The 22,344-nt window shown below is 67.7% G+C and carries 19 protein-coding genes; 7 read left to right on the forward strand and 12 right to left on the reverse strand.

Translation table 11 applies throughout. From position 1 onward, the window contains the following. Window positions 1–11 precede the first annotated feature (11 nt). Complete coding sequence (locus C9424_RS06520; protein WP_116766077.1) at window positions 12–1,751, reverse strand: phospho-sugar mutase; 1,740 nt, start codon at window positions 1,749–1,751, stop codon at window positions 12–14. Between the two features lie 174 nt (window positions 1,752–1,925). Between C9424_RS06520 and C9424_RS06525 the strand changes: the two genes are divergently transcribed. Beyond that, a complete protein-coding gene (locus C9424_RS06525; RefSeq protein WP_116766078.1) occupies window positions 1,926–2,405 on the forward strand; it encodes an RrF2 family transcriptional regulator in 480 nt (159 codons plus the stop codon). A gap of 69 nt (window positions 2,406–2,474) precedes the next feature. Here C9424_RS06525 and C9424_RS06530 read toward each other — a convergent pair whose 3' ends face one another. Next, window positions 2,475–3,293, reverse strand: coding sequence for a purine-nucleoside phosphorylase (locus C9424_RS06530; protein WP_116766079.1), 819 nt, complete (start codon window positions 3,291–3,293; stop codon window positions 2,475–2,477). Window positions 3,294–3,423: 130 nt separating this feature from the next. On the opposite strand from C9424_RS06530, the gene C9424_RS06535 reads away from it, so the two are divergent. Both C9424_RS06535 and C9424_RS06540 read left to right on the forward strand, forming a co-directional pair. Beyond that, entirely contained in the window at window positions 3,424–4,839 is a 1,416-nt protein-coding gene (locus C9424_RS06535) for an NAD(P)H-quinone dehydrogenase (protein WP_116766126.1), read from the forward strand. Between the two features lie 19 nt (window positions 4,840–4,858). Then, entirely contained in the window at window positions 4,859–5,584 is a 726-nt protein-coding gene (locus C9424_RS06540; RefSeq protein WP_116766080.1) for a hypothetical protein, read from the forward strand. Window positions 5,585–5,595: 11 nt separating this feature from the next. Here the strand turns inward: C9424_RS06540 and C9424_RS06545 are convergent, their stop codons facing one another. Continuing rightward, complete coding sequence (locus C9424_RS06545; RefSeq protein ID WP_116766127.1) at window positions 5,596–7,053, reverse strand: benzaldehyde dehydrogenase; 1,458 nt, start codon at window positions 7,051–7,053, stop codon at window positions 5,596–5,598. A gap of 220 nt (window positions 7,054–7,273) precedes the next feature. Here C9424_RS06545 and C9424_RS06550 point away from each other — a divergent pair, with 220 nt between their 5' ends. Further along, window positions 7,274–7,819, forward strand: coding sequence for a flavodoxin domain-containing protein (locus C9424_RS06550; protein WP_116766081.1), 546 nt, complete (start codon window positions 7,274–7,276; stop codon window positions 7,817–7,819). Between the two features lie 21 nt (window positions 7,820–7,840). Here C9424_RS06550 and C9424_RS06555 read toward each other — a convergent pair whose 3' ends face one another. Both C9424_RS06555 and C9424_RS06560 read right to left on the reverse strand, forming a co-directional pair. Further along, entirely contained in the window at window positions 7,841–8,545 is a 705-nt protein-coding gene (locus C9424_RS06555; protein ID WP_116766082.1) for a hypothetical protein, read from the reverse strand. Window positions 8,546–8,612: 67 nt separating this feature from the next. Next, window positions 8,613–9,245: a hypothetical protein gene (locus tag C9424_RS06560; protein WP_116766083.1), complete on the reverse strand. Its 633-nt coding sequence runs from the start codon at window positions 9,243–9,245 to the stop codon at window positions 8,613–8,615. Between the two features lie 505 nt (window positions 9,246–9,750). Between C9424_RS06560 and C9424_RS06565 the strand changes: the two genes are divergently transcribed. Then, window positions 9,751–10,002, forward strand: a complete 252-nt coding sequence (locus C9424_RS06565; RefSeq protein WP_116766084.1) for a hypothetical protein — start codon at window positions 9,751–9,753, stop codon at window positions 10,000–10,002. Window positions 10,003–10,526: 524 nt separating this feature from the next. Here the strand turns inward: C9424_RS06565 and C9424_RS06570 are convergent. Further along, window positions 10,527–10,748, reverse strand: coding sequence for a hypothetical protein (locus tag C9424_RS06570; RefSeq protein ID WP_116766085.1), 222 nt, complete (start codon window positions 10,746–10,748; stop codon window positions 10,527–10,529). A gap of 352 nt (window positions 10,749–11,100) precedes the next feature. Here C9424_RS06570 and C9424_RS06575 point away from each other — a divergent pair, with 352 nt between their 5' ends. Then, the gene (locus C9424_RS06575; protein ID WP_116766086.1) at window positions 11,101–11,427 is read left to right on the forward strand and encodes a hypothetical protein; all 327 of its coding nucleotides are present in this window, start codon (window positions 11,101–11,103) and stop codon (window positions 11,425–11,427) included. Window positions 11,428–11,572: 145 nt separating this feature from the next. Here C9424_RS06575 and C9424_RS06580 read toward each other — a convergent pair whose 3' ends face one another. From C9424_RS06580 to C9424_RS06590, 3 genes are read right to left on the reverse strand one after another with little or no spacing between them, the layout of a single operon-like run. Next, window positions 11,573–13,132 carry an FAD-dependent oxidoreductase gene (locus C9424_RS06580; RefSeq protein ID WP_116766087.1) on the reverse strand — a complete coding sequence of 520 codons (1,560 nt, stop codon included), beginning with the start codon at window positions 13,130–13,132 and terminating at the stop codon, window positions 11,573–11,575. Next, a complete protein-coding gene (locus tag C9424_RS06585; RefSeq protein WP_116766088.1) occupies window positions 13,129–15,414 on the reverse strand; it encodes a molybdopterin oxidoreductase family protein in 2,286 nt (761 codons plus the stop codon). The genes C9424_RS06580 and C9424_RS06585 overlap by 4 nt, the downstream gene beginning before the upstream one ends. A gap of 1 nt (window position 15,415) precedes the next feature. Beyond that, complete coding sequence (locus C9424_RS06590; RefSeq protein WP_116766128.1) at window positions 15,416–16,807, reverse strand: MFS transporter; 1,392 nt, start codon at window positions 16,805–16,807, stop codon at window positions 15,416–15,418. Window positions 16,808–17,123: 316 nt separating this feature from the next. Here C9424_RS06590 and C9424_RS06595 point away from each other — a divergent pair, with 316 nt between their 5' ends. Further along, window positions 17,124–18,536 (forward strand): MFS transporter, encoded by a 1,413-nt coding sequence (locus C9424_RS06595; RefSeq protein ID WP_116766089.1) that lies wholly within the window; start codon window positions 17,124–17,126, stop codon window positions 18,534–18,536. A gap of 115 nt (window positions 18,537–18,651) precedes the next feature. Here the strand turns inward: C9424_RS06595 and C9424_RS06600 are convergent, their stop codons facing one another. From C9424_RS06600 to C9424_RS06610, 3 genes are all read right to left on the reverse strand, one after another. Next, entirely contained in the window at window positions 18,652–19,383 is a 732-nt protein-coding gene (locus C9424_RS06600) for a glutamine amidotransferase (protein WP_116766090.1), read from the reverse strand. Window positions 19,384–19,462: 79 nt separating this feature from the next. Continuing rightward, on the reverse strand, window positions 19,463–21,316 hold the full coding sequence (locus tag C9424_RS06605) for an acetyl/propionyl/methylcrotonyl-CoA carboxylase subunit alpha (RefSeq protein ID WP_442862015.1): 1,854 nt from the start codon (window positions 21,314–21,316) through the stop codon (window positions 19,463–19,465). A gap of 156 nt (window positions 21,317–21,472) precedes the next feature. Beyond that, on the reverse strand, window positions 21,473–22,168 hold the full coding sequence (locus C9424_RS06610; RefSeq protein WP_116766091.1) for a Maf family protein: 696 nt from the start codon (window positions 22,166–22,168) through the stop codon (window positions 21,473–21,475). Between the last annotated feature and the right edge of the window lie 176 nt (window positions 22,169–22,344).

Here is a 22,344-nt window from a genome sequence, read left to right on the forward strand (position 1 = left end):
CGCCCAGAGCTCTAGAGGCCCAGGGCCTCACGGACGTCCGCGAGGACGCTGTCCAGCGCGGCGCGGGCCTCGTTCCGTGCCGCCGGTAGTTCGGCGGCCGAGCCGACGCTGCGGATGACTTCGAGGTAGCACTTGAGCTTCGGTTCGGTGCCGCTGGGCCGGATGATGACGCGGCTGAGGTCCTTTGTCAGGTACAGCAGGCCCTCGGTTGGCGGCAGTTGCTCGCTGCCCGCGGCCAGGTCCGTGACGGACTCGACGCCTGAGCCGCCGAACGATTCCGGCGGGCTGACGCGCAGCCGGTTCATCATGGCGTCCAGCAGGCCAAGGTCCGCCACCCGGATGCTCAGCTGGTCGCTCGCGTGGAGCCCGTGCACCAGATAGAGCTCGTCCAGGGTGTCGAAGATGGTCTTGCCCCCGGCCTTTGCCGCCGCCGCGAGTTCGGCGATCAGCACCGCGGCCGAAATTCCGTCCTTGTCGCGCACCAGCGACGGGGCAACGCAATAGCCCAGGGCTTCCTCGTAGCCGTAGACCAGGCCCGGGACGCGCGCAATCCACTTGAAGCCGGTCAGGGTTTCCTCATGGGCGTAGCCTGCCGCGGCCGCGATCCGCGCCAGCAGCCGGGAGGACACGATCGAGTTGGCGAATACGCCGGCCGGTGCCTTGCCGGCGGCGGCCTGCCGCGCCACGATGTGGGCCCCCAGCAGGGCGCCGACCTCATCGCCGCGCAGCATGCGCCACGCGCCGGTGGCCGGGTCCTTCGCCGCCACAGCCGCCCGGTCGGCGTCGGGGTCGTTGGCGATCACGATATCCGCGTCCACGCGCGCCGCCGTCTCCAGGGCCAGGTCAAGGGCTCCGGGCTCTTCCGGGTTGGGGAAGTTCACCGTGGGGAAATCCGGGTCCGGCTGCGCCTGTTCCGTGACGAGCGTGACGTCGGTGAAGCCGGCGGCGTTCAGCACAGCCACCGCCGTTTCCCCGCCCACGCCATGCATGGGGGTCAGGACGATCTTCAGCCCGCGGGCCGGGAAATGCTCCGGGGCCGCAAGGGCCGCGACGGCGGCCTCGTAGTCGGCGGCTATGGAGGACTCCAGCACGGTCCAGCCGTCCGCGGCCAGGGCGATGGTATCCATGGCCCCGACGGCGTCGATCTTCGCCGCAATCAGGGCATCGTAGGGCGCCACGATCTGAGCGCCGCGGCCGCTGTCCTCGACCGTGTGACGGCCCAGATACACCTTGTACCCGTTGTCTTGAGGCGGGTTGTGGCTGGCGGTGACCATGACGCCGCCGTCGCAGTCCAGCGCCCGCACCGCGTAGGCGAGCAGCGGGGTGGGCAGGGCGGCCGGCATGAGGAAGGTTTCGACTCCGGCAGCGGTGAGGATCGCGGCGGTTTCTTCGGCGAAAACATCGGAGTTGTAGCGGGCGTCGAAGCCGACGACGGCGCGCGGCCGGGTGCCGGGGGAGGCCTCCTCGACGGCGCTGGTGAGGAAATCGGTGAAGCCCGCCGCGGCGCGGCGCACCACCACCCGGTTCATCCGGTTCGGGCCGGGGCCGAGTGCCGCCCGGAGTCCGGCGGTGCCAAACTGCAGAGTGCCGCTGAAGCTGTCGGCCAGTTCCTGGCCGGCCACCGCGACGCCCTCGTCGGCGAGGCGGACCAGCTCGGTCAGGGCTGCGGCAGTGGCGGGGTCCGGGTCCTGGTCGGCCCAGTCGCGGGCGTCGCTCAGGAGTCGGGCGAGTTCGGCATCAGAAGACGTCATAGGAACCAAACTATCGCCAATCGTGTGCGTTTCCTCCCCTGACAATCGGGAGTTGGGGTTTCAGTTGCATCACGCCCGGCGCGGAGAGCAGGCAGGACGGCCGGGTCCGGCCGGCCCGGGCGCACTGGCAACGGCCCTTGACACCCAAATTTCCGGACACGTAGCGTCTGGAATATGAAGATGGGCCGTGGAGTGGAGTGGGCGGTGCACAGTTGCGTCAACATGGCATGGACACCGCCGGGCGAGCCCGTGAACAGTGCACGCCTCGCCGAGTTCTATAAGCTCCCCGCCGCCTACCTGAACAAGCAGTTCCAGTCGCTGGTCCGGGCCGGGGTGCTGGACTCGGTCTCGGGACCCCGCGGCGGATTCCTGTTGGCGCGCCGGCCGGAAAACATCACTGTACTGGACATCGTCCTGGCCCTGGAAGGCGCGGACCCAGCCTTCCGGTGTGAAGCGATCCTGGGGAACGTCCCGGAGCCGGCCCTGCAGGAGAACTTCGCGCGGACGTGCCTCATTTCCCAGACCATGCGCCAGGCCGAGCTCGCCTGGCGGCAGGCGCTGGCGCGCCAGAGTATCGCCGGGATAGCGGACTCGATGGAGCGCCGGTTCCCGGCGGACAAGGTGAAGGTCCTGGACTACCTGGCGGCGGAGTAGCCTCGGCTGACAGTCCAGGACCGTGGAGAGGCACGGTCCGTCACCGGAACCGTGCCGCGAACACACGGATCAGAGTTTGGCGATGATCTCCGCCAGGAGCTTGGAAATGCGCGGTCCGGCGGCCTGGCCGGCCTCAAGGACTTCCTCGTGGCTCAGGGGCACGGGGCTGATCCCGGCGGCGAGGTTGGTCACGAGTGAGATCCCGAAGACCTCCATGCCCGCGTGACGGCCGGCAATGGCTTCGAGCGCGGTGGACATGCCGACCAGGGACGCGCCGATCCGCTTGGCGTACTGCACCTCGGCAGGGGTTTCGTAGTGCGGTCCCGTGAACTGCGCATACACGCCCTCGTCCAGCGAGGGGTCAACCTCGCGCGCCAGGCTGCGGATCCGGGAGGAGTACAGGTCCGTCAGGTCCACGAACGTGGCGCCTTCCAGCGGTGAGGTGGCCGTGAGGTTGATGTGGTCGCTGATCAGCACGGGCGTGCCGGGAGCCCAGTCCTCGTTCAGGCCGCCGCAGCCGTTGGTGAGCACGAGGGTCTTGCAGCCGGTGGCCGCGGCGGTGCGCACGCCGTGAACCACCGAGCGGACGCCCTTGCCCTCGTAGTAGTGTGTTCGAGCGCCCAGGACGAGGGCCCGCTTGCCCTCCTTGGTCAGCACCGAGCGGATGGTGCCCACGTGCCCCTCCACCGACGGTGCGGTGAAACCGGGGATTTCGCTGGCGGACAGGGTGGCGGTGGTCTCGCCGATCAGTTCGGCGGCGTCGCCCCAGCCCGATCCGAGGACCAGCGCGACGTCGTGGGAATCGACACCCGTCTCTTCGGCGATGTAGGCGGCGGCGTCTCGCGCGGCGTCGAAGGGGTCCGCGTTCAGGAATTCTGTATAGCTCACTGGTACAAGCTATCGCGTGCCGGGCCCGCTGCCCAGCACCCGCGCCGCCCGGGCGCCATAGCGGGCGGCCGCACCCGCGGCGCCCCGGATTCTTGGTGGCTCCGGTTCGGATGGTGGACAATGGTTGATTGTGACTACGCATCCTGACTTCAGCTCACCCCGTATTGCAATTCTCGGCGGAGGGCCTGGCGGCTACGAAGCCGCCATGGTCGCCGCCTCGCTGGGGGCGCAGGTCACCATCATCGAGCGTGCGGGACTCGGCGGATCCGCGGTGCTGACCGACGTCGTTCCTTCCAAGACCCTCATTGCGACGGCGGACCTGATGACCCGCGTCGGCGAGGCCGGCGAGCTCGGCGTTAAATTCGACCTCGACGGCGGCGACTGCAGCCCGACGATGCGCGCTGACCTCAAGCACATCAACGACCGCCTGCTGCGGCTGGCCCGGAAGCAGTCGGAGGACATCCAGTCCGGGCTGGAACACCAGAACGTCCGCATCCTGATCGGTTCCGGCCGGCTGCTGGACAACCACACCATCGAGGTCCTGACCGCCGACAGCACCGAAACGGTGGAAGCCGACACCATCCTGCTCGCTGTCGGAGCCCACCCCCGCGAGCTGCCCACCGCCCGTCCGGACGGTGAGCGCATCCTGAACTGGGCCCAGATCTACAACATGGACGAACTCCCCGAAGAACTCATCGTGGTCGGTTCAGGTGTGACGGGCGCGGAGTTTGCCTCCGCCTACAACGGGCTGGGCTCCAAGGTCACCCTGATTTCCAGCCGCGACCGGGTGCTCCCGGGCTCGGACACGGACGCCGCCGAGGTCCTCGAGGGCGTCTTTGAACGCCGCGGGCTGAAGGTTCTTTCCCGTGCCCGCGCCGAGACCGTCGAACGCACGGACGACGGCGTCGTGGTCACCCTCGGCGACGGTTCGAAGGTGACCGGCAGCCATTGCCTCGTCTGCGTCGGCTCCATCCCGAACACGGCCGGCATCGGCCTGGAGGAAGCCGGCGTCGCGCTCACCGAGAGCGGCCACATCAAGGTCGACGGCGTCTCGCGCACCACGGCGCCGAACATCTACGCCGCCGGTGACTGCACCGGCGTCCTCGCGCTGGCGTCCGTGGCCGCCATGCAGGGACGCATCGCGATCGCGCACTTCCTGGGCGACAGCGTCATGCCGCTCAAGCTGCACCAGGTGGCGTCCAACATTTTCACCTCGCCCGAGATCGCGAACGTGGGCGTCTCCGAGGCTGAGATCGACTCCGGCAAGTACCAGGCCGACGTCATCAAGCTGTCCCTGCGCAGCAACGCCCGCGCCAAGATGCGCAACCACCGCGACGGCTTCGTCAAGATCTTCGCCCGCAAGGGCTCCGGCACAGTGATCGGTGGGGTCGTCGTAGGCCCGAACGCCTCGGAGCTCATCTTCGCGATCTCCCTTGCGGTCACCCAAAAACTGCACGTCGACGACGTCGCCAGCACCTTCACCGTGTACCCGTCGCTGAGCGGCTCCATCTCCGAAGCGGCGCGCCGGCTCCACGTTCACATGTAGCAAAACGGAGGCCGTAGCCATGCAAAGTCCTCGCACCGCTGTTGAGTCCGCGGAACAGAACCCCGGGCTGCCGTCCGGCCCTCAAGAACGGTTTGCCGGCTACGGCGTGATGGGCGTTCCTTTCAGCTCCGGCTACATCCTGGCCCTGCGGCATTTTCCTGCCTCCTCCGTCGGCCCGGGCTACAACTCGGTCTGGATCCGCGATCCTGCCGGCGTCTGGACGATGCACAGCACCACCAATCCCGGGTCCTCATGCCCCCGCTACTTCGGCAGCGCCCTCGGATCGGCGTCGACGGGCGGGATCTCCATCCGGTGGCGTGACGACTACTCTTTCCGCGTGGAAGTCGGAGACGAGGTGGACCTGGGCTGGGACGTGACGCTGGCTGCAACGCCCATCACGCGGCTCATGTCGGCGGTGGCCGGGTCGGTCCCGGAGCAACTGTGGCGCAACCGGACGTTCCTGCGCGCCATGGGGGCTGTTGCCGGCCCGGTGCTCGGGGCCGGGCACATCGGGCTGACGGGCAAGGTGCCCAACGGCCAGGCCTTTGGGGCGCGCCCGCGGCAGATGTGGTTTGTCCGCGAGAGCGAAGCGCACCTGCAGGGGCATAATCTGGGGCAGGCTTCAGCACTGCCCGTCCAGGACAGGCTCGGGGACTTCTGGATCCCGCAGCGAGGCATCTTCATGATCGGCTCGTCAGTGTTCGAGCCGTTCGACCCCGCCACGCACCTCGCCGCGGGGCACTGAACCTTTCTCCTCTAGAACGGGTACGGTGCGATATCCGGCCGAACGGTCAGCCACTGGATTTCCGTGAAGGATTCCATGTTGGCGTGATGCCCGCCGATCCGCGAGCCGTTGCCGGAGTTCTTGACCCCGCCGAAGGGCGAGTTGGCCTCGTCGGATACGGTCTGTTCGTTGATGTGGACCTTGCCGGAGTCGAGCCGGTCGGCGATCGTCATGGCCATGCCGACGTCGCCGAGAATCCCGATGGAGAGCCCGTACTCGTTGTCGTTGGCCAGGGCCACGGCCTCGTCCACGGTGGAGAACTTCATCACCGGCGCCACGGGGCCGAAGATTTCGTCCTTCCACGCCGGGCTGGCGAGATCGAGGTCCGCGAGCACGGTGGGCCGGTAGAAGCGGCCGTCGTGGCTGCCGCCGGCGGCCAGCCGCGCGCCGCCCTGCACCGCATCCTGGACGATCGTGTCCACGCGGTGCAGCTGCTTCTCATCGATCACCGGGCCCAGCGCCACCGTTCCGCTCTTGGGATCGCCCACCGGCAAATGACTGGCCTTCTCGGCAAGGGCGCTGACGTAGTCCTCGTAGATGTCCTCGTGCACAATGTGCCGGCCGGACGCCATGCAGATCTGTCCCTGGTGCATGAAGGAGCCAAATGCGGCGGCCGAGACCGCCTTGGGAAGGTCGACGCCGGGCAGAACGATCATCGCGTTGTTCCCGCCGAGTTCCAGATGGGCGCGCTTGAGCAGCCGGCCGGCGGCTTCGCCCACCTTGCGTCCTGCCGCCGTCGACCCCGTGAAGGCGATGACGCGGACCTCGGGCGCCTCGACGACGGCTGCGCCGATCTCGGCGCCGCCCGGCAGCAGCGACAGCAGGCCGGGCGGAAGGCCGGCTTCCTCGAACACCCGGACCAGGGTGACGCCGCCGCAGACCGCCGTGCGCGGGTCAGGCTTGAGCAGCACGGCGTTGCCGAGGGCCAGGGCCGGGGCGACGGCGCGGATTGAGAGGATGAGCGGGAAGTTGAACGGCGCGATCACCGAGACGACACCGACGGGGCGTCGTCGGGCGAAGGACCAGCGGTTCTCGTTCGAGGTCAGCACGTCGCCGGCCGGGAGCGAGGGCAGCGCCGAGGCGTCGTAGCATTCGTTGGCCGCGATGTGGGTTTCCAGCCCGGCCTTGGGCGGGATGCCGCCCGATTCGCGGACGATCCAGTCCCCGATTTCCGCGGCGTGTTCTTCCCAGAGCTGTCCCGCGCGGCGCAGCACAGCGGCGCGGTCCTCCGGGTTGCGGGCGGCCCAGTCCTTCTGCGCTGTCGCGGCGACGGCAGCGGCTTCGCGGACATCCTCCACGGAGGCCACGCCATAGTGGCCCAGCGTCTCGCCGGTTGCGGGTTCGACGGCGTCGCCGATTCCGCCCCGTCCGGGCCGCCAGCCGTTGAGGTGGATCTTGCCCTCCCAGAGGGCGGAGTCGAGCAGGGACATGTCCTGTCCTTTCGTCGTGGGGTCATGCTTCTGGACCGGCCGGTCGAATCCGAACCGGACCGTGCCTTCGTCCATCTCATGTCGGCGGGCCGCTGCCGTCAAGGGTTCGGGCGTCAAGAGTGCTGGAGTTGGGAGTCCCGTCGCCAAGAGTGCGTGTGCGCCCGGCCCCGGGGGACCTTCGGCCGTATCGCGACGCGGCCCGGCGCGGACACCATGGAACATGGCCAAGATCTATATCCCGTACGGGACCGTTGAAGGACAGACAGCACAGATCGCCGACTACATGGCCGAACTGATCCGGGCGCACGGGCACCAGGCAGAGACGGCGGACCTCAAACATTCCGGCGACACCCTTCCGGGCGGCTACGACGGCGTGATCGTGGCGGCCTCGGTTCACATGGGCAAGCACGAGGGGCACGTCAAGGACTTCGTCAAGAAGAACCGCGCCGAGCTCGAACGGTTGCCCTCCGCCCTGGTTTCGGTGAGCCTGGCCGCCCACGGGGACGAGGAGAACGCGGAGAGCTACGTGGCGAAGTTCGAGGAGGACACGGGCTGGCGGCCCTCGCACGTCGGATTGTTCGCCGGCGCGCTGCTCTACAGCCACTACGGGTTCATCAAGAAGCACATGATGAAGAAGATCGCCAGCGACAAAGGCTCCCCGGACACGGACACCACCCGTGACTACGTCTACACGGAATGGGACGGCGTCCAGCGCTTCACCGAGGACTACCTGGCATGGCTGGCCAAGCTGGGCAGTCAGAAGTAGGACTTTGTTAAGGCGTAGGGCTCAGGAGCGGGCGTAGGGCGGAACAGCGTCGCCGGGCGCGAAGGGCCTGAACCACCGATCGAACGCCAGACTACCGGTGTCGGCGTCGGCACGGTCCTGGCTGTCGGCGTCGTCGTCGGGGTAGAGCGCGTCGCTGTCCGCGTCCTCCAGGAGGACTTCCTCGACGTCGGCCCGCCAGCCCTCCGGAAGGTCCAGTTCGTAGATGTCCTCGGTGATTTCAGCCTGGTCGAGGAGGCAGCGGACGGCGAGTTCCGCGGCGAGGCAGCCCGGCGCGGTCCAGCCCCGGACCAGGGATGCGGTGACATCCGCGGCGACGACGATGAATTTCTGGGTGAACTTCGCGTCGTAGCTGCCCGCGAACTGCGGCGGCAGCGAGGACAGGACCGAGGTCCCGGCGATATCGGCAGGCGTGACAACGTCCAGGGTGCCGAGCGTTCCGAGATCGCGGAACAGTTGGTCAATGAGGATGCTCGACGAATTCCACAGGAGTCCGGCCAGCAGGCGGGTCTGGCGCACGGATTTCTGACGGTCCTCCGGCGGGACGGCGGCCATTTCCTCCAGGTCTTCGGGATCGAATTGGAGCCGCTGTTCGGCCGTCATGTCGTCCGGGTGCGGATCGAGTCCGAGCAGTTCCAGGCTCAGCCCGGTGAGTTTTTCGGCGTCGGCCAGTAGTTCTTCGGTGATGTCGTCGTCGTCGGCGCTCATGCCCCCGATGCTACCTGCCGTTTGTTCCTGGCCCGATTCGCGTTACGCGGCAGGGGCTTGCCGGGTTCTAGGCGGCGGCTGCCCGGGGATGCTCTGACGTCGAGCTTTCCATCCGGACCGCGGCAAGGTAGCTGATTCCCGCGATCAGGGGGACCACGCTGGCCGCGGTGAGCGATGCCAGCGGCCCGGACCGCGCGATGAGCGTGATCAGGAGCGGCAGCACGCCCAGGGCCACGAGCAGCCAGCCGGCCAGCGCGGTGCGTTTCAGGCCGAGCACGGCGGCCGGGAACGCCAGCGCGACGACGCTGACGGCTATGACAGGTCCGTTGTCACTGAGGAAGCTGCGCAGGGCCGCCGGGTCGAAGGCGAGCCAGATGCAGGCGGCGATGAAGGCGGAGGACAGGGCGAGCAGCAGGGGAGAGGTCACCGCCGGCCAGAACCACGCCGCGACCGCGAGGATGAGCATCGGCGCCACCCAGGCGAGCGTTATCAGCGTTCCCGCTGTTCCGCCAGGATCCTGCATGGCGTCGCCACCGATGAAGATTCCCGCGAGGACCGTGAACACGGCCATGACGGCCGCCCCAGTCCGTGTCAGCGCCGTGGCGCGCCGCTGTGGATCCTTTTCACGTGCAAACACAACACCCATCACGACGGCGACCACAACAATCGCGCCGAGCGCCAAAATGACCGGAACGTTCATGGGATGCCTCCTGCAGACGAACGGGGCTTACGTCCATTGGATTCCTGCCCCAGCGGCTGTGCCAAGGGGAGAAAGGCCCGTTTCGCTGGGGCCCGGTTGCTCCGGACTGGTCGCACTGAAGTTCGGGCTGCCAGAGTTTTATTCGATCCACGCAAACTCGGCGCACCGTGGAGCGCGTTCTAGCAGACATGCATGCTGAGCACTCGTGTTGCCAGTGTTACCCGTGTGGTTATACTCATGCTTGGGGGCGCCTTAGCCGGTGTATGTCGGAAGCGTTCAGCAGTCACAAAACTATCTGCCAACGAACCGACAGGAGGTACGGGGAACCGTGCCAGCATTGAAACGATCAATCTTCCGTAAAGCGGCGGCCGCTGCCGTCCTATCCGTTGCCCTGGGAGCCGGAACGCTCGCCGCGGCGGCCCCGGCCAGCGCCGCAACCTGTGGATCGGAATTCATTTTCTGCCCCTCGTCATGTGCTGAAACTACCGCGAGTTGCACAGCCGGCGTGTCCACCGTGTATGTCGCTCCAGGAACAATCCTGGGGGCGAACACGTATGGCTGGCCCAAGGGCACCAAGCTGGAATACCGCTGGTTCCTGAACGGCGAAGTCTTTGCGGGCGGCTGGAATGCAACCACTAAGGTCTGGGGGCCGCCGGGCAGGGACAGCAAAGGCGACAAGTACGTCGTGCGCGTCAAGGGCACGTTGGCGGGCAAGGTCAGCTATCGGTTCAGCAGGACGTACGTCGTCCGCTACTAACCACCACGCGCAGAAGACCCCGTCAGTCATCACGACTGGCGGGTTTCTGCGTTCTGGTCAGGCCGCGCCCAACGCCTCAAAGGCACGCTTGCAAGGCCCGCAGACAATGTAGACGCCGTGTGTCGTCTGGGCAACGGAGCGGCGACCTTGCTAATGCTGCTCAATGTAGTTCGACGGTATCGGCCACTCTCCGGGTGCCGAGTCTTTAGGGCGCTGCGGCGGCCGCCTTGAACGGTGTCTGAGCAATTTCCGGGCTGGCCGATTTGAAGGCAAAAGCGCCCCCGGCAACTGCCGGGGCGCCCGCGTTTGTCGGGGGTTACGGCGCCAACAAGCGGCAGACGTCGGTCACAGTGCCCGTGCCGGAGAACAAAGTCTTTTGGACGCACTGTACCGGGCGTGGAGTGGGATGTACCTCGTCCGCAGGGTGATCCGTGGGTTCATGAATGCGCTTCACAGCATCCGGGGGCATTCATGTTCCTCTTCGGGGGAATGGCGACAGCCAGCTCCAAGTAGGCCGGCCGGCTCTACAGACGGTTAAACTCCTGCTGCCACAGTGCCTTATCCCATCTCTCCTGCAGCTTTCGGTCCATGGTCCATTTACTCTCCCATGTGTCGAAGTTGGCTTTGAAGGTGGGCACGTAGTAATTGGAGCCCTTGCGGCGGGTTCTCTTCTTGAGTCTCAGCAAGAGGCCGAGCAGGATCCACACTGCGGTGAGAATTACGACCAGGAAGAATATCGTCTCCACGGGCAACCAGTCCTCGAAGGGGTTTAGTGCCTCCAGTTTAATCCAACTAGTGACGGATAACGAAGCGTGCCCCTTCCCACCGGCAGTGCCACTGCCCGTACCGCTGTCGCACAGACAAGAGTTCTGTTTGCCGGTAGGGAATGATTGCCGGAAATGGCTCCTGAGGCGGAGAATCCTCTCTTGGCCGGATGCTTAGCGCATCCACCTTGCAGAGCGAGCGCCTCATTGCGCCGGTACTGCAGTGTGTCTGAACAATGCCGGGGCTTCCGTGCCGTGGCCGACAACTCCCATGCGGGTGATCAGGGAGTAAAACCCCTTTCTCCGGGCGTGTCGCGCGTGTAATAGTGTCGTTATGTTCATTTTCGTGCTATTGGCGATCGTGCTACTGGTCTTGTTTTGGCAATACATCTTGGCGGGGCTCGGCCTCTGGGTGCTCGTGCTCCTTATGCGCGCCGTGATCAACTGGACGGTGGCCGACCCGACGCCGGGCTACCGCCGGAAGCCCGTTCAGACCCGGCCCGTGGCCAAGCCTGTCCAGACCCGGCCTATGCCCGCGCTGAAGCCTGCCCGCGAGCTGCCCGCGCCGGACTATCTGCCCAGGTGGACTGCCAGCCGCCGGCTGGACGCCGGCCGCGAGCATGCCCAGTGGCAGAAGATGTTCGACAACACGGCGCGCTAGAACCTCGCCGAACCGGTCTCCGGGGCTTCAGAACCTCGGTCCCGTCCAGCGATGCCTCGCGGGTACCGCTGGCGGAAAACGCGCGGCTAAAGTTCGCCGCCATGCTAGCCTTTTGCGCGTTCAAAGCGTGACGTCGTCCCCGCGGTCAGGCAACCGCCCCCTGAAAGTGGGCCTCGATGATTCCTTTGATGTCGTCGTGGCAGCCGCCGCAGCCCGTGCCGGCACGGGTCGCCGCGGAAACCTCGGGCACTGTGGAGCAGCCGTCGGAGGCCGCGGCGGCAATGGCCGTTCCGCTGACGCCGGCGCACCGGCAGACCGTCCGGGCAGGGTCGGCGGCTCCGGGCGAGGCGAGCTGGTCCGGCCCGTCCAGGCGCAGCAGCAGCGAGCGGTCAGCGGGGAGTTCGGCGCCGCGCTCGAACAGCTGCACGAGCTCGGCCGAAGTGCGGGGCATACCTACGGCCACGAGACCCTCAAGGACGCCGGCGCGGGTGGTCATCTTCACGTAGCGGCCGTGCTCCGGATCGGCCCACTGGGCAATCTGCAGCCGGGCGCGGCCGTTCACTGCTCCCGCGGTGAGGGCTTCCTCGTCCCACGGTTCGGCGGACACATCCCCGGCCACGGCCATGTTCATGCCGCGGGCCTTGAGCACGATCACGCCCGGCAACTCCGCGGCAAGCGCCGGCAATGATTCCGCCTCGGCAGGAGCGCCGGACGCCAGCAGGGTCAGATACTCGGCGAGCCATTCGGCCTGCCGCCAGCCCGGGCCCACCAACCCGGACGGACCGCGCGCGGTCCGGCACTCCACGCATTCGGGGTCCGGGCAACGGACTTCCGCGCAGTCGCCGATCGCAAAAATGTGGGGCTCATGGTGGGCGCGGAGCTTGTGGTCCACCAGGATTCCGGCGGCCGTGGAGAGGCCGCAGCCTTGGGCCAGTTCGGTCCGCGGCCGGACGCCGCAGGAGAGGACCAGGAGGTCGCCGTCGATCGCGGAACCGTCATCCAAAAGCAGCGCGGAGAAACCGCCGTCGGGGGCGTTGTGCTCGACGCCGGTGGAGCGGGCATTGCCGGCCACCCGCACGCCGCAGTTCCGCAGCGAAGCCGCGAGCACGGCGCCACCGCCGCGGTCGATGTTCCGGCCCAGGGGATGCGGGCCGTTGTGCACTACGGTGACCGTGGCGCCTTCCTCGGCCGCAGCCAGTGCGGTCTCCAGGCCCAGGACGCCGCCGCCCAGGACCACCACGCGCTTGCCGCCGGCCACCGCCGAGTGGAGCACGGACGCGTCGCGGAGATCGCGCAGGGCCGTCACGCCCGGCGGCAGCACCGGGGCGGCCGGGTCCGGGTTGAGCCCGGTGAGGTTCGGGATGACCGGCCGGGAACCGGTGGCGAAGACCAGCCGGTCGTAGCCCGGGGTGGATCCGTCGGTGAGGACAACCTGCTGGCGGGCGCGGTCCACGCGCCGGACGCGGACGCCCAGACGGACGTCGACGCCGTCGGCCACCAGCGCGGCCGGGTCCGCGAGGGCCAGGGCGGCCTGCGTGGTCCGTCCGACGCCGAGATCCGCCACGAGGACCCGGTTGTACGCGGCCTCGGACTCTTCGCCGATTACCGTCAGGTGCGCGATACCGCTGCGCACGGCAGGCAGCAGCTCGTCGATCAGCCGCGCGGCGACAGGCCCGAAGCCCACCACTACAATCCGCTCAGTCATGAGGTCTCCTCTGCTTGAAGAACGCGGGCTTGAACACCGCTGTGATCACCGGCCGGGACGTCCCCGGACACTGCCGGGCGAATCCACACTTTGCTGGTCTTGAACTCAGGCATCCCGGAAATGGGGTCCGTGGCCGCCTCGGTGAGCCGGTTGGCGCTCTCGAGTTCCGGGAAGTGGAACGGCAGGAACACCGTCTCCGGGCGGATGTCCGTGCTGAGCTCGGCACGGCAGCTGACCTCGCCGCGCTCGTTGGAAATCGAGACGTAGTCGCCGTCTGCGATGCCCTGGGCGGCGGCCGCGGCGGGGTGCAGCTGCAGCCGCGCCTCCGGCCGGGCCTCGACCAGCGCGGCCACCCGGCGGGTCTGCGCCCCTGACTGGTAGTGCTCCATGAGACGGCCGGTGATCAGCGTCATCGGCTTGCCCAAATGATCAGCGCTGCCGCGCTCCGCCGCGGAAGCGGGCGTGGATCCCCGAGAAACAGAACGACGCCGGGGCATCACCGCCGTAAAGACGGCTCGCCCGTCCGCATGGGCAAAAGCGTCCAGGAAGAGTCGCGGCGTGCCGGTGCTACCCGACGGGTACGGCCAGTAGGCGGCCTCGCCGCGGTCCAGCATGGCGTAGTCGATTCCGGAGTAGTCGGCCAGGCCGCCGGAGGACGCGAGCCGGAGTTCCTCGAACACCGTCTCCGGGTCCTCGCTGAAGGTGGAGGGTGCGTGCAGGAGCTCGGCCAGCCGGGTCATGATCCACAGCTCGCTGCGGACACCGGGCGGGGGAGTGAGGGCCCGGCGGCGGCGGAGCACTCGGCCTTCGAGGTTGGTGAGGGTTCCCTCTTCCTCGGCCCACTGGGTCACGGGCAGGACCAGGTCCGCCTCGGCGGCGGTCTCAGAGAGGAAGAAGTCGCACACCACGAGGAAGTCCAGGCTGCGCAGGCCCTCGATCACGGCGTTGGCGTCCGGGGCGGACACCGCCACGTTTGCGCCGTGCACGAAGAGGCACCGGACGCCGTCGGGCTGTCCCAGGGACTTCAGGAGCTGGACGGCGGGGAGGCCGGGACCGGGGATCAGGGTTTCGGGCACACCCCAGACCTTTGCCATGTAGGCGCGGGCGGCGGGGTCGGTGATTTTCCGGTAGCCGGGGAGCTGGTCGGCCTTCTGGCCGTGTTCCCGGCCGCCCTGGCCGTTGCCCTGGCCGGTGAGCGTGCCGTAGCCGCTGCGCGCGGAGCCCGGCAGGCCCAGCAGTAGCGAGAGGTTGATGGCGGCCGTGGCGGTATCAGTGCCGTCGATGTGCTGTTCGACGCCGCGGCCGGTGAGGATGTAGCTGCCGCCCTTGCGGGCGCCGTCGGCCAGCCGGCGGGCGGTGTCGCGGATCAGTCCGGCCGGGACGCCGGTGATCGACTGGACCCGTTCCGGCCAGAAGCTTCCGACGCTGCGGGCCACGGCGTCGTAGCCGGCGGTCCGTTCCACGATGAACGCGGTGTCGGCCAGGCCCTCGTGGATCACCACGTGGGAGATGCCCAGGAGGAGGGCGAGGTCGGTGCCCGGCAGGGGCTGCAGGTGCAGGCCGCCGCCGTCGGAGGTAAACGCGGCGGTGGCGGAGCGCCGGGGGTCGACGACGATCAGCCCGCCGGCGTCGCGTGCGCCTTGCAGGTGCTGGACGAAGGGCGGCATGGTCTCGGCGACGTTGGAGCCGAGCATCAGGATAGTGCTGGCGGCGTCGAGGTCCGCGAGCGGGAACGGCAGCCCGCGGTCCAGGCCGAAGGCGCGCATGCCGGCCGCGGCCGCGGAGGACATGCAGAACCGTCCGTTGTAGTCGATCCGCGAGGTGCCCAGGGCCAGCCGGGCGAATTTGCCGAGCTGGTAGGCCTTCTCATTGGTGAGGCCGCCGCCGCCGAAGACTCCGACGGCGTCCGCTCCGTGTTCGGCGCGGGCCTTCTTCACGGCGGAGACGATCCGCATGAGGGCTTCGTCCCAGCTGACCGGGCGGTGGACGCCGTCGTCGTCCTTCAGCAACGGTTCCGTGACGCGGCCCGGGTGGTCCAGCAGTGACGCGGAGGTCCAGCCCTTGCGGCACAGGCCGCCGCGGTTGGTGGGGAAGTCCCGGCCGGTCACAGTGAGGAGAGGCCCGTTTGCGGGTGACACAGCGGCGGCGGGTGCCGGCGCCGGTGCGGCGTCAACGGGGTCTGACCCCGGCTGGGGAGCCGGGGTCAGAGCCGCTGGAGAGGTGAGCGTCATGGCGCACTGCAGGGCGCAGTAGGGGCAGTGCGTGTCGGCGCCGGTGGTCATGTTAGACGTGTCCCATCGCGTTTCGGTTGGCGTTGCGGATGTAGCAGAACCAGCAGACGGCCAGCATCAGGACGTAGGCCCCGACGAATCCGTAGAAGGCCGAGGTGTAGGAGCCGCTGGCGGTGTTGGAGGCGTTGAGCACCTGCGGGATGATGAATCCGCCGTAGGCACCGATGGCCGAGATCAGGCCGAGGGCCGAGGACGCGAGCCGCTGGGTGGTGTGCGTGCTCGCCCCGGAGCGGGCGGCCCGGCTGGAGGTGGCGAAGATGATCGGGATCATGCGGTAGGTGGCGCCGTTCCCGAAACCGCTCGCGGTGAACAGGAGCAGGAACAGGAACAGGAAGAGCCAGAAGTTCTTCATGGGCAGCGTCCAGAGCATGGTCAGGGTGATGACGGCCATGGCGGCGAAGGCTGCGACGGTCATGCGGGCCCCGCCCATCCGGTCCGCCATGCGTCCGCCGTAGGGGCGGGCCAGGGAACCGACCAGCGGGCCGAGGAAGGCCAGGGACAGGGCCACGGTGCCGACGGAGATCGAGGAGAATGCCGGGAAGTAGTCCTTGATGAGCTTGGGGAAGACGCCGGCGAAGCCGATGAACGAGCCGAAGGTGCCGATGTACAGCAGCGCCATGATCCACAGGTGCGGTTCCTTGAGCGCGGCCAGCGAACCCGCGACGTCGCCCTTGGCGCTGGTGAGGTTGTTCATGTACTTCCAGGCGCCGAAGGCGGCCAGCAGGATCAGAGGAACCCACATGAACCCGGCGACGGGCAGGTTCACGGTGCCGGCTGCCAGCAGGGTGATAGCGATCGGCACGGCCAGCTGTGCGACGGCGGCGCCGAGGTTTCCTCCGGCGGCGTTCAGGCCCAGGGCCCAGCCCTTTTCCCGGGCCGGGTAGAAGAAGGTGATGTTCGCCATCGAGCTGGCGAAGTTGCCGCCGCCGAATCCGGCCAGGGCTGCCACGAAGAGCATGACGCCGAACGGGGTGGCCGGGTTGGCGACGCACAGGCCCAGTCCGATCGTCGGGATCAGCAGCAACAGTGCGGAGACGATGGTCCAGTTGCGGCCGCCGAAGCGCGGCACCATGAAGGTGTAGGGGATCCGCAGCGTGGCGCCCACGAGGCTTGGCATGGAGATCAGCCAGAAGATCTCGTTGGTGGAGAACTTGAAGCCTGCGGCGGGAAGCTGGACCACCACGATCGACCACAGCTGCCAGACCACGAATCCCAGGAACTCGGCGAAGATGGACCAGTTCAGGTTGCGACGGGCGATCGAGCGGCCGGCCGATTCCCACTGTTCCTTGTTTTCCGCATCCCAGTTGGCGATCCAGCGGCCGGGCCGGTGCTCGAGGGTAAGGGTGTCGGCAGTGCGGGCGGCGCCGGCATCTGCGGTGCCGATTTCGGCGGTGCGTTCAGCAGTCACTTAGGAGACCTCCTTGGGGGGTGTTGTCCTTCAACGGTAGGTACGCCGCGTTTCAGGGACGGTCGCGGTTTATTAACGTGCTGTGACGTTTGCCTATCGGGGCTTATGTGACGGTGTGAGAAACGCTGTGACGACCACCACGTGAGACGAACCAAAATGTCCAAATAGTGGAACGTTTGTCCATTGGGTGGACGATGGGAACTATTATCAGACATATACGAATCCCTAGCCGGCGGCCCGGGGCATCGGGCCCTGGGGAACATCCGTCCGGTCATCATGAAAGCGTTACTACATGTCCTCCACTGCAACCTCCGCGGAGCATGGGTCTGCCAAGCAGGTGAACTCGCGCGGCCGCGTGATCGTCGCCAGCCTGATCGGCACCACCGTCGAGTTCTACGACTTCTACGTGTACGCCACCGCCGCCGTGCTGGTCTTCCCGAAGCTCTTCTTCCCGGGGCAGAACGAGACCACGCAGCTCCTGGCATCCTTCGCCGTGTTCGGCGTCGCGTTCATCGCCCGGCCGCTCGGCTCGATCGTCTTCGGCCACTTCGGTGACAAGTTCGGCCGCAAGGGCACGCTCGTGGCCTCGCTGCTGACGATGGGCATTGCCACCTTCCTGATCGGCTGCCTCCCGACGGCGACCGTTCCCGGCTGGACCTTCTGGGCTCCGGCCCTGCTCGTCGTGTTGCGCTTCGCCCAGGGCCTTGCCCTTGGCGGGGAGTGGAGCGGCGCGGCGCTGCTCGCCACCGAGAACGCCCCGGCAAACAAGCGTGCCATCTACGGCACGTTCCCGCAGTTGGGTGCGCCCATCGGCTTCATCATCGCCAATGTGCTCTTCCTGATCTTCAGCTACACCCTGACCCCGGCGGCATTCGAGGCGTGGGGCTGGCGCGTGCCGTTCCTGGCCAGCGCCGTAATGGTGATCATCGGCCTCTACGTCCGGCTCAAGCTGATCGAAACCCCCGCCTTCACCAAGGTCCTCGAATCCAAAGAGGTCGCCAAGCTGCCGCTGGCACGGGTCTTCAAGACCAGCTGGCGCCCGCTGATCCTCGGCACGTTCATCATGCTCGCAACCTATGTGCTCTTCTACCTGATGACCACATTCACGCTGACCTACGGGACCCGGGCGGCCAGCCTGGACGCGGCGAAGGCCGCCGCCGTAAAGGCCGGCAAGCCGATGACCGATGCCGCCGCCGCGGCATTCGTGCCGGGTCTGGGCTACACCCGGAACGACTTCCTCTGGATGCTGATCGCCGGTGTCGTGTTCTTCGGCATCTTCACGCTGGTCTCCGGCCCGCTGGCCGAGAAATTCGGCCGCCGCAAGATGCTGATCGCCGTGACCTTCGGCATCCTCGCCTTCGGCCTGCTGTTCGTTCCGCTGTTCAGCGCCGGCTTCGTGGGCGCCATGGCACTGCTGGTCATCGGCTTCTCGCTTATGGGCCTGACATTCGGCCCCATGGGCGCGCTCCTGCCGGAGTTGTTCCCGACCAACGTCCGCTACACCGGCTCCGCGATCAGCTACAACGTCTCCAGCATCCTTGGCGCGGCCGTGGCTCCGTTCATCGCCGTCTGGCTCTGGGAACTGGCGGGCGGCAGCACCGTGCTGGTGGGCGTCTACCTCGCCTCCATGGCCGTGCTGACACTGATCGCCCTGTTCGTGAGCAAGGAAACCCGGGACCTCGACTACGAGAACAACGTAGCCTGACGTTCCAGGCCTGCCGCTGACGGAAATGCCCGGTGTGTTCGCTGAACACGCCGGGCATTTCCGCGTCCGGCACTTCCTTATCTCGTCGGTCCGTACCTGGTGACTGCCGGCGGGACTAGCTCGCGTAGCGCTCGACGAAGTTCCGGAGGATTTTCATCGGTTCGGTGGCCGCGAACTGCCGGGCGTCCTCCATCAGCATCTCGGCCGATTCCGGCGGGAAGTATCCGGCATGGCGATAGATGTCGATCCTGGTGATCAGCCCCTCGGCGTCGAGTTCAGGATGGAACTGGGTGGCGTAGAGGTTGGTCTTGATCCGGAACATGTGCACCGGGCAGGCGGCCGAACTGGCCAGGAGCACCGCGTGGGCAGGCAGGACGGTGCAGGCTTCCTTGTGGCCGGTGAAGGCCGTGAAGCTCTCCGGCAGCCCGCGCAGGAGGGGATCCGCGAGCCCCTCCTCCGTCAGCTTGATGGTGACGCCGCCCAGGCCTTCACCGTACGTCCGGTCGATCACGGCGCCCTGGTGCCGGCCCAACGTGCCCACCCCGTAGCAGGCGCCCAGGAACGGGAAATCCTCAGCGACGACCCTGTCCAACAGCGCGGCGAGCTCACGCTCCACCCGGTGCTGGGTGTCGGTCTTATGCTCGGAAGGGTCGCTGGAGGTGAACGGGCTCCCGCCCACAATCACTCCGGAGTAGCGCGACAGCTCCAGCTCAAGCAGCGGTCCGGCTTCCATCCGGACGCGGTGCAGCTGCCCGGGTTCCAGTCCGCCGTAGCGCAGGTAGGCCCGGTATTCGTCCTCGGCGGCCTCGTCCTCGGCACGGGAGGCGAGGAGCAGAAATGGCTTCACAGACCAAGTTTGCACGGGCGGGACGCGGGGGCGCCAGAGGCGCGCCTGCGTCCCGCCCGGGGGATGCTGAGGGCCGAAGCTACTCGGCCGCGCCGTCCTCGATCAGGGCGATGATGGCGCCGGCGGAGACCGTCTCGCCGGCAGCGGCGGAGAGGCCGATGACGATGCCGGCGCGGTGCGCGGTGAGCGGCTGCTCCATCTTCATCGCTTCGAGCACGACGACGAGATCGCCTTCAGCGACGGCGTCGCCCTCGGCGACGGCCACCTTCACGATGGTGCCCTGCATGGGCGAGGTCAGCGCGTTGCCGCTCGCGGCCACGGCTGCGCCGCCGCTGCGGAGGCGCTTCTTGGCCTTGGCCGGCTTGGCGCCGGCCGTGGTGCTGACCGAGCCGAGTGATGCGGGCAGGACGACTTCCAGGCGCTTGCCGCCGACCTCGACGACGACGCGCTGGCGGTCGCCGGCGTCGGCCGCTTCAGCCTCGGTGCCGGTGGGGGCCCAGGCGGGAATGTCGTTGACGAAGGCGGTCTCGATCCAGCGGGTGTGGACCTTGAAGGGGCCCTCGGCCGGTGCGAAGTCCGGGTTGGAAACCACCGCGAGGTCGAACGGGATGACGGTGGGGATGCCTTCCACCACCATCTCCTCGAGCGCGCGCCGGGACCGCTGCAGGGCCTGGGTGCGGGTGGCGCCGGTGACGATCAGCTTGGAGAGCATGGAGTCGAAGTTGCCGCTGATGACATCGCCCTGCTCCACGCCGGAATCGATGCGGACGCCGGGGCCGGTCGGGTTCTTGAGCGTCGTGATGGTGCCGGGGGCGGGCATGAAGTTCCGGCCCGGGTCCTCGCCGGTGATGCGGAATTCAATCGAGTGGCCGCGGACTTCCGGGTCCCCGTAGCCGAGCTCCTCGCCGCGGGCCAGCCGGAACTGTTCGCGCACGAGGTCGATCCCGGTGACCTCCTCGGAGACACAGTGCTCTACCTGCAGGCGGGTGTTGACCTCAAGGAAGGAGATGGTGCCGTCCTGGCCGACGAGGAACTCGCACGTGCCCGCGCCGAGGTAGCCGGCCTCTTTCAGGATGGCCTTGGACGATTCGTAGAGGCGCCGGTTCTGCTTCTCCGTCAGGAAGGGGGCCGGGGCCTCCTCGACGAGCTTCTGGTTGCGGCGCTGGAGCGAGCAGTCGCGGGTGGAGACGACCACAACGTTGCCGTAGGCGTCGGCGAGGCACTGGGTTTCGACGTGCCTCGGGGCGTCCAGGAAGCGCTCAATGAAGCACTCGCCGCGGCCGAAGGCGGCGGTGGCCTCGCGCACGGCGGATTCGAAGAGTTCGGGGATTTCCTCGCGGGTGCGGGCCACCTTGATGCCGCGTCCGCCGCCGCCGAAGGCCGCCTTGATGGCGACGGGCAGGCCGAACTTGTCCACGAAGTCGAGGATTTCCTCGGCGGAATTGACCGGATCGGCGGTCCCGGGAACCTGCGGGGCGCCGACCTTCTCGGCGATGTGGCGGGCCTGGACCTTGTCGCCCAGGGCGGAGATCGCCTCGGGGGAGGGCCCGATCCACGTGATGCCGGCGTCAATCACCTTGGCGGCGAAGTCGGCGTTTTCGGCCAGGAAGCCGTACCCCGGGTGGATGGCGTCCGCGCCGGACTGGCGGGCGACGTCGATGATCTTGTCCATTACGAGGTAGGACTCAGCGGCGGTGTTGCCACCCAGCGCGTAAGCCTCGTCGGCGAGCCGGGCGTGCAGCGCGTCGCGGTCAGGATCCGCGTACACGGCCACCGAGGCGATGCCCTCATCGCGCGCGGCGCGGATGATGCGCACCGCAATTTCTCCGCGGTTGGCGATCAGCACTTTGCTGAGCGGGCGGGTGCCCTCTGCTGTAAGTGACTGCGTTGATCCCGGCACGGTGGTTGCGGACTGCTCCGAATTTGCTGACAAGGCGTCTCCTTCTTTCCTTCAGGGAGCCTAGCGCGGTTTTGAGGGTTCCGCCGATATTACTTGCGGATTCCGCGCGTAAACGGCCCTTCCTTTGTAGGGTTGCCACAAAGGGCGGCGAATTGGCTCATTCCGCCGTCGCTGGCCGTCCCTCTGCTCTCACTCGGCACGGACGTCCGCCGGGTCAACCGCGCCGCCCGTCCAGAGCTCGGTGATGCCCACATTTGCCTGGCTGAGCAACGCGCGGAGCGTGGAAATGGAAAGCCCGACGACGGTGTGGGGGTCGCCGTCGACCTTCCGGATGAACGCCCCGCCGTAGCCGTCGATCGTGAAGGAGCCGGCACACTGGAGCGGCTCGCCGGTGGCGATATAGGTCTCGATCTCCTCGGCGCTCATGTCCATGAAGTGCACCTCGGCCGAGGACACCGAGCCCAGCGTGGCGCCGGAGCCCCGGGCGGTCAAGTCCCCGCCGCCGTCATCTGTGTTTCCGCCGTCGGTGTCGCGGCAGTCCACGAGCCAGTGGCCCGTGTGCAGGACGCCCATGCTGCCGCTCATGCGGAGCATGCGCTCACGGGCGACGTCGGCGGTGTAGGGCTTGCCGTGGGCCTCGCCGTCGAACTCGAAGACCGAATCGCAGCCGATGACGAGGGCGCCGTCGGCCTCCGGCAGCGACGCGACGGCCTCGGCCTTGGCCCGGGCGAGCAAGAGGGCGGTGTCATGCGGGTCCGTCACGCCGTAGCGGGCCTGGACGGCGTCCTCGTCCACGTCGGAGACAAGAACCTCGTGCCGGATCCCGGCGTGGCTGAGCAGCTTGGTGCGGGCGGGGGACTGAGAGGCAAGAATGAGGCGGGTCACGGATCCAGCCTAATCCACCGCAGCTCAGCAACGCGGAGTCACTTACGGCCCATCCGGAGGCCTCCAGGGGCGCCAGGTAGCGCCGTCTGTTGGCCCTCGGCCGGGGCGAAAGACTCTGGCTGCGGATACTTGCTCATGGTGTGGTTGCCTCGGGACACTACAGAGAATCGAGCAGC

The sequence above is a fragment of the Arthrobacter sp. H-02-3 genome (assembly GCF_003097355.1).
GTDB classification, from domain to species: Bacteria; Actinomycetota; Actinomycetes; order Actinomycetales; family Micrococcaceae; genus Arthrobacter; species Arthrobacter humicola.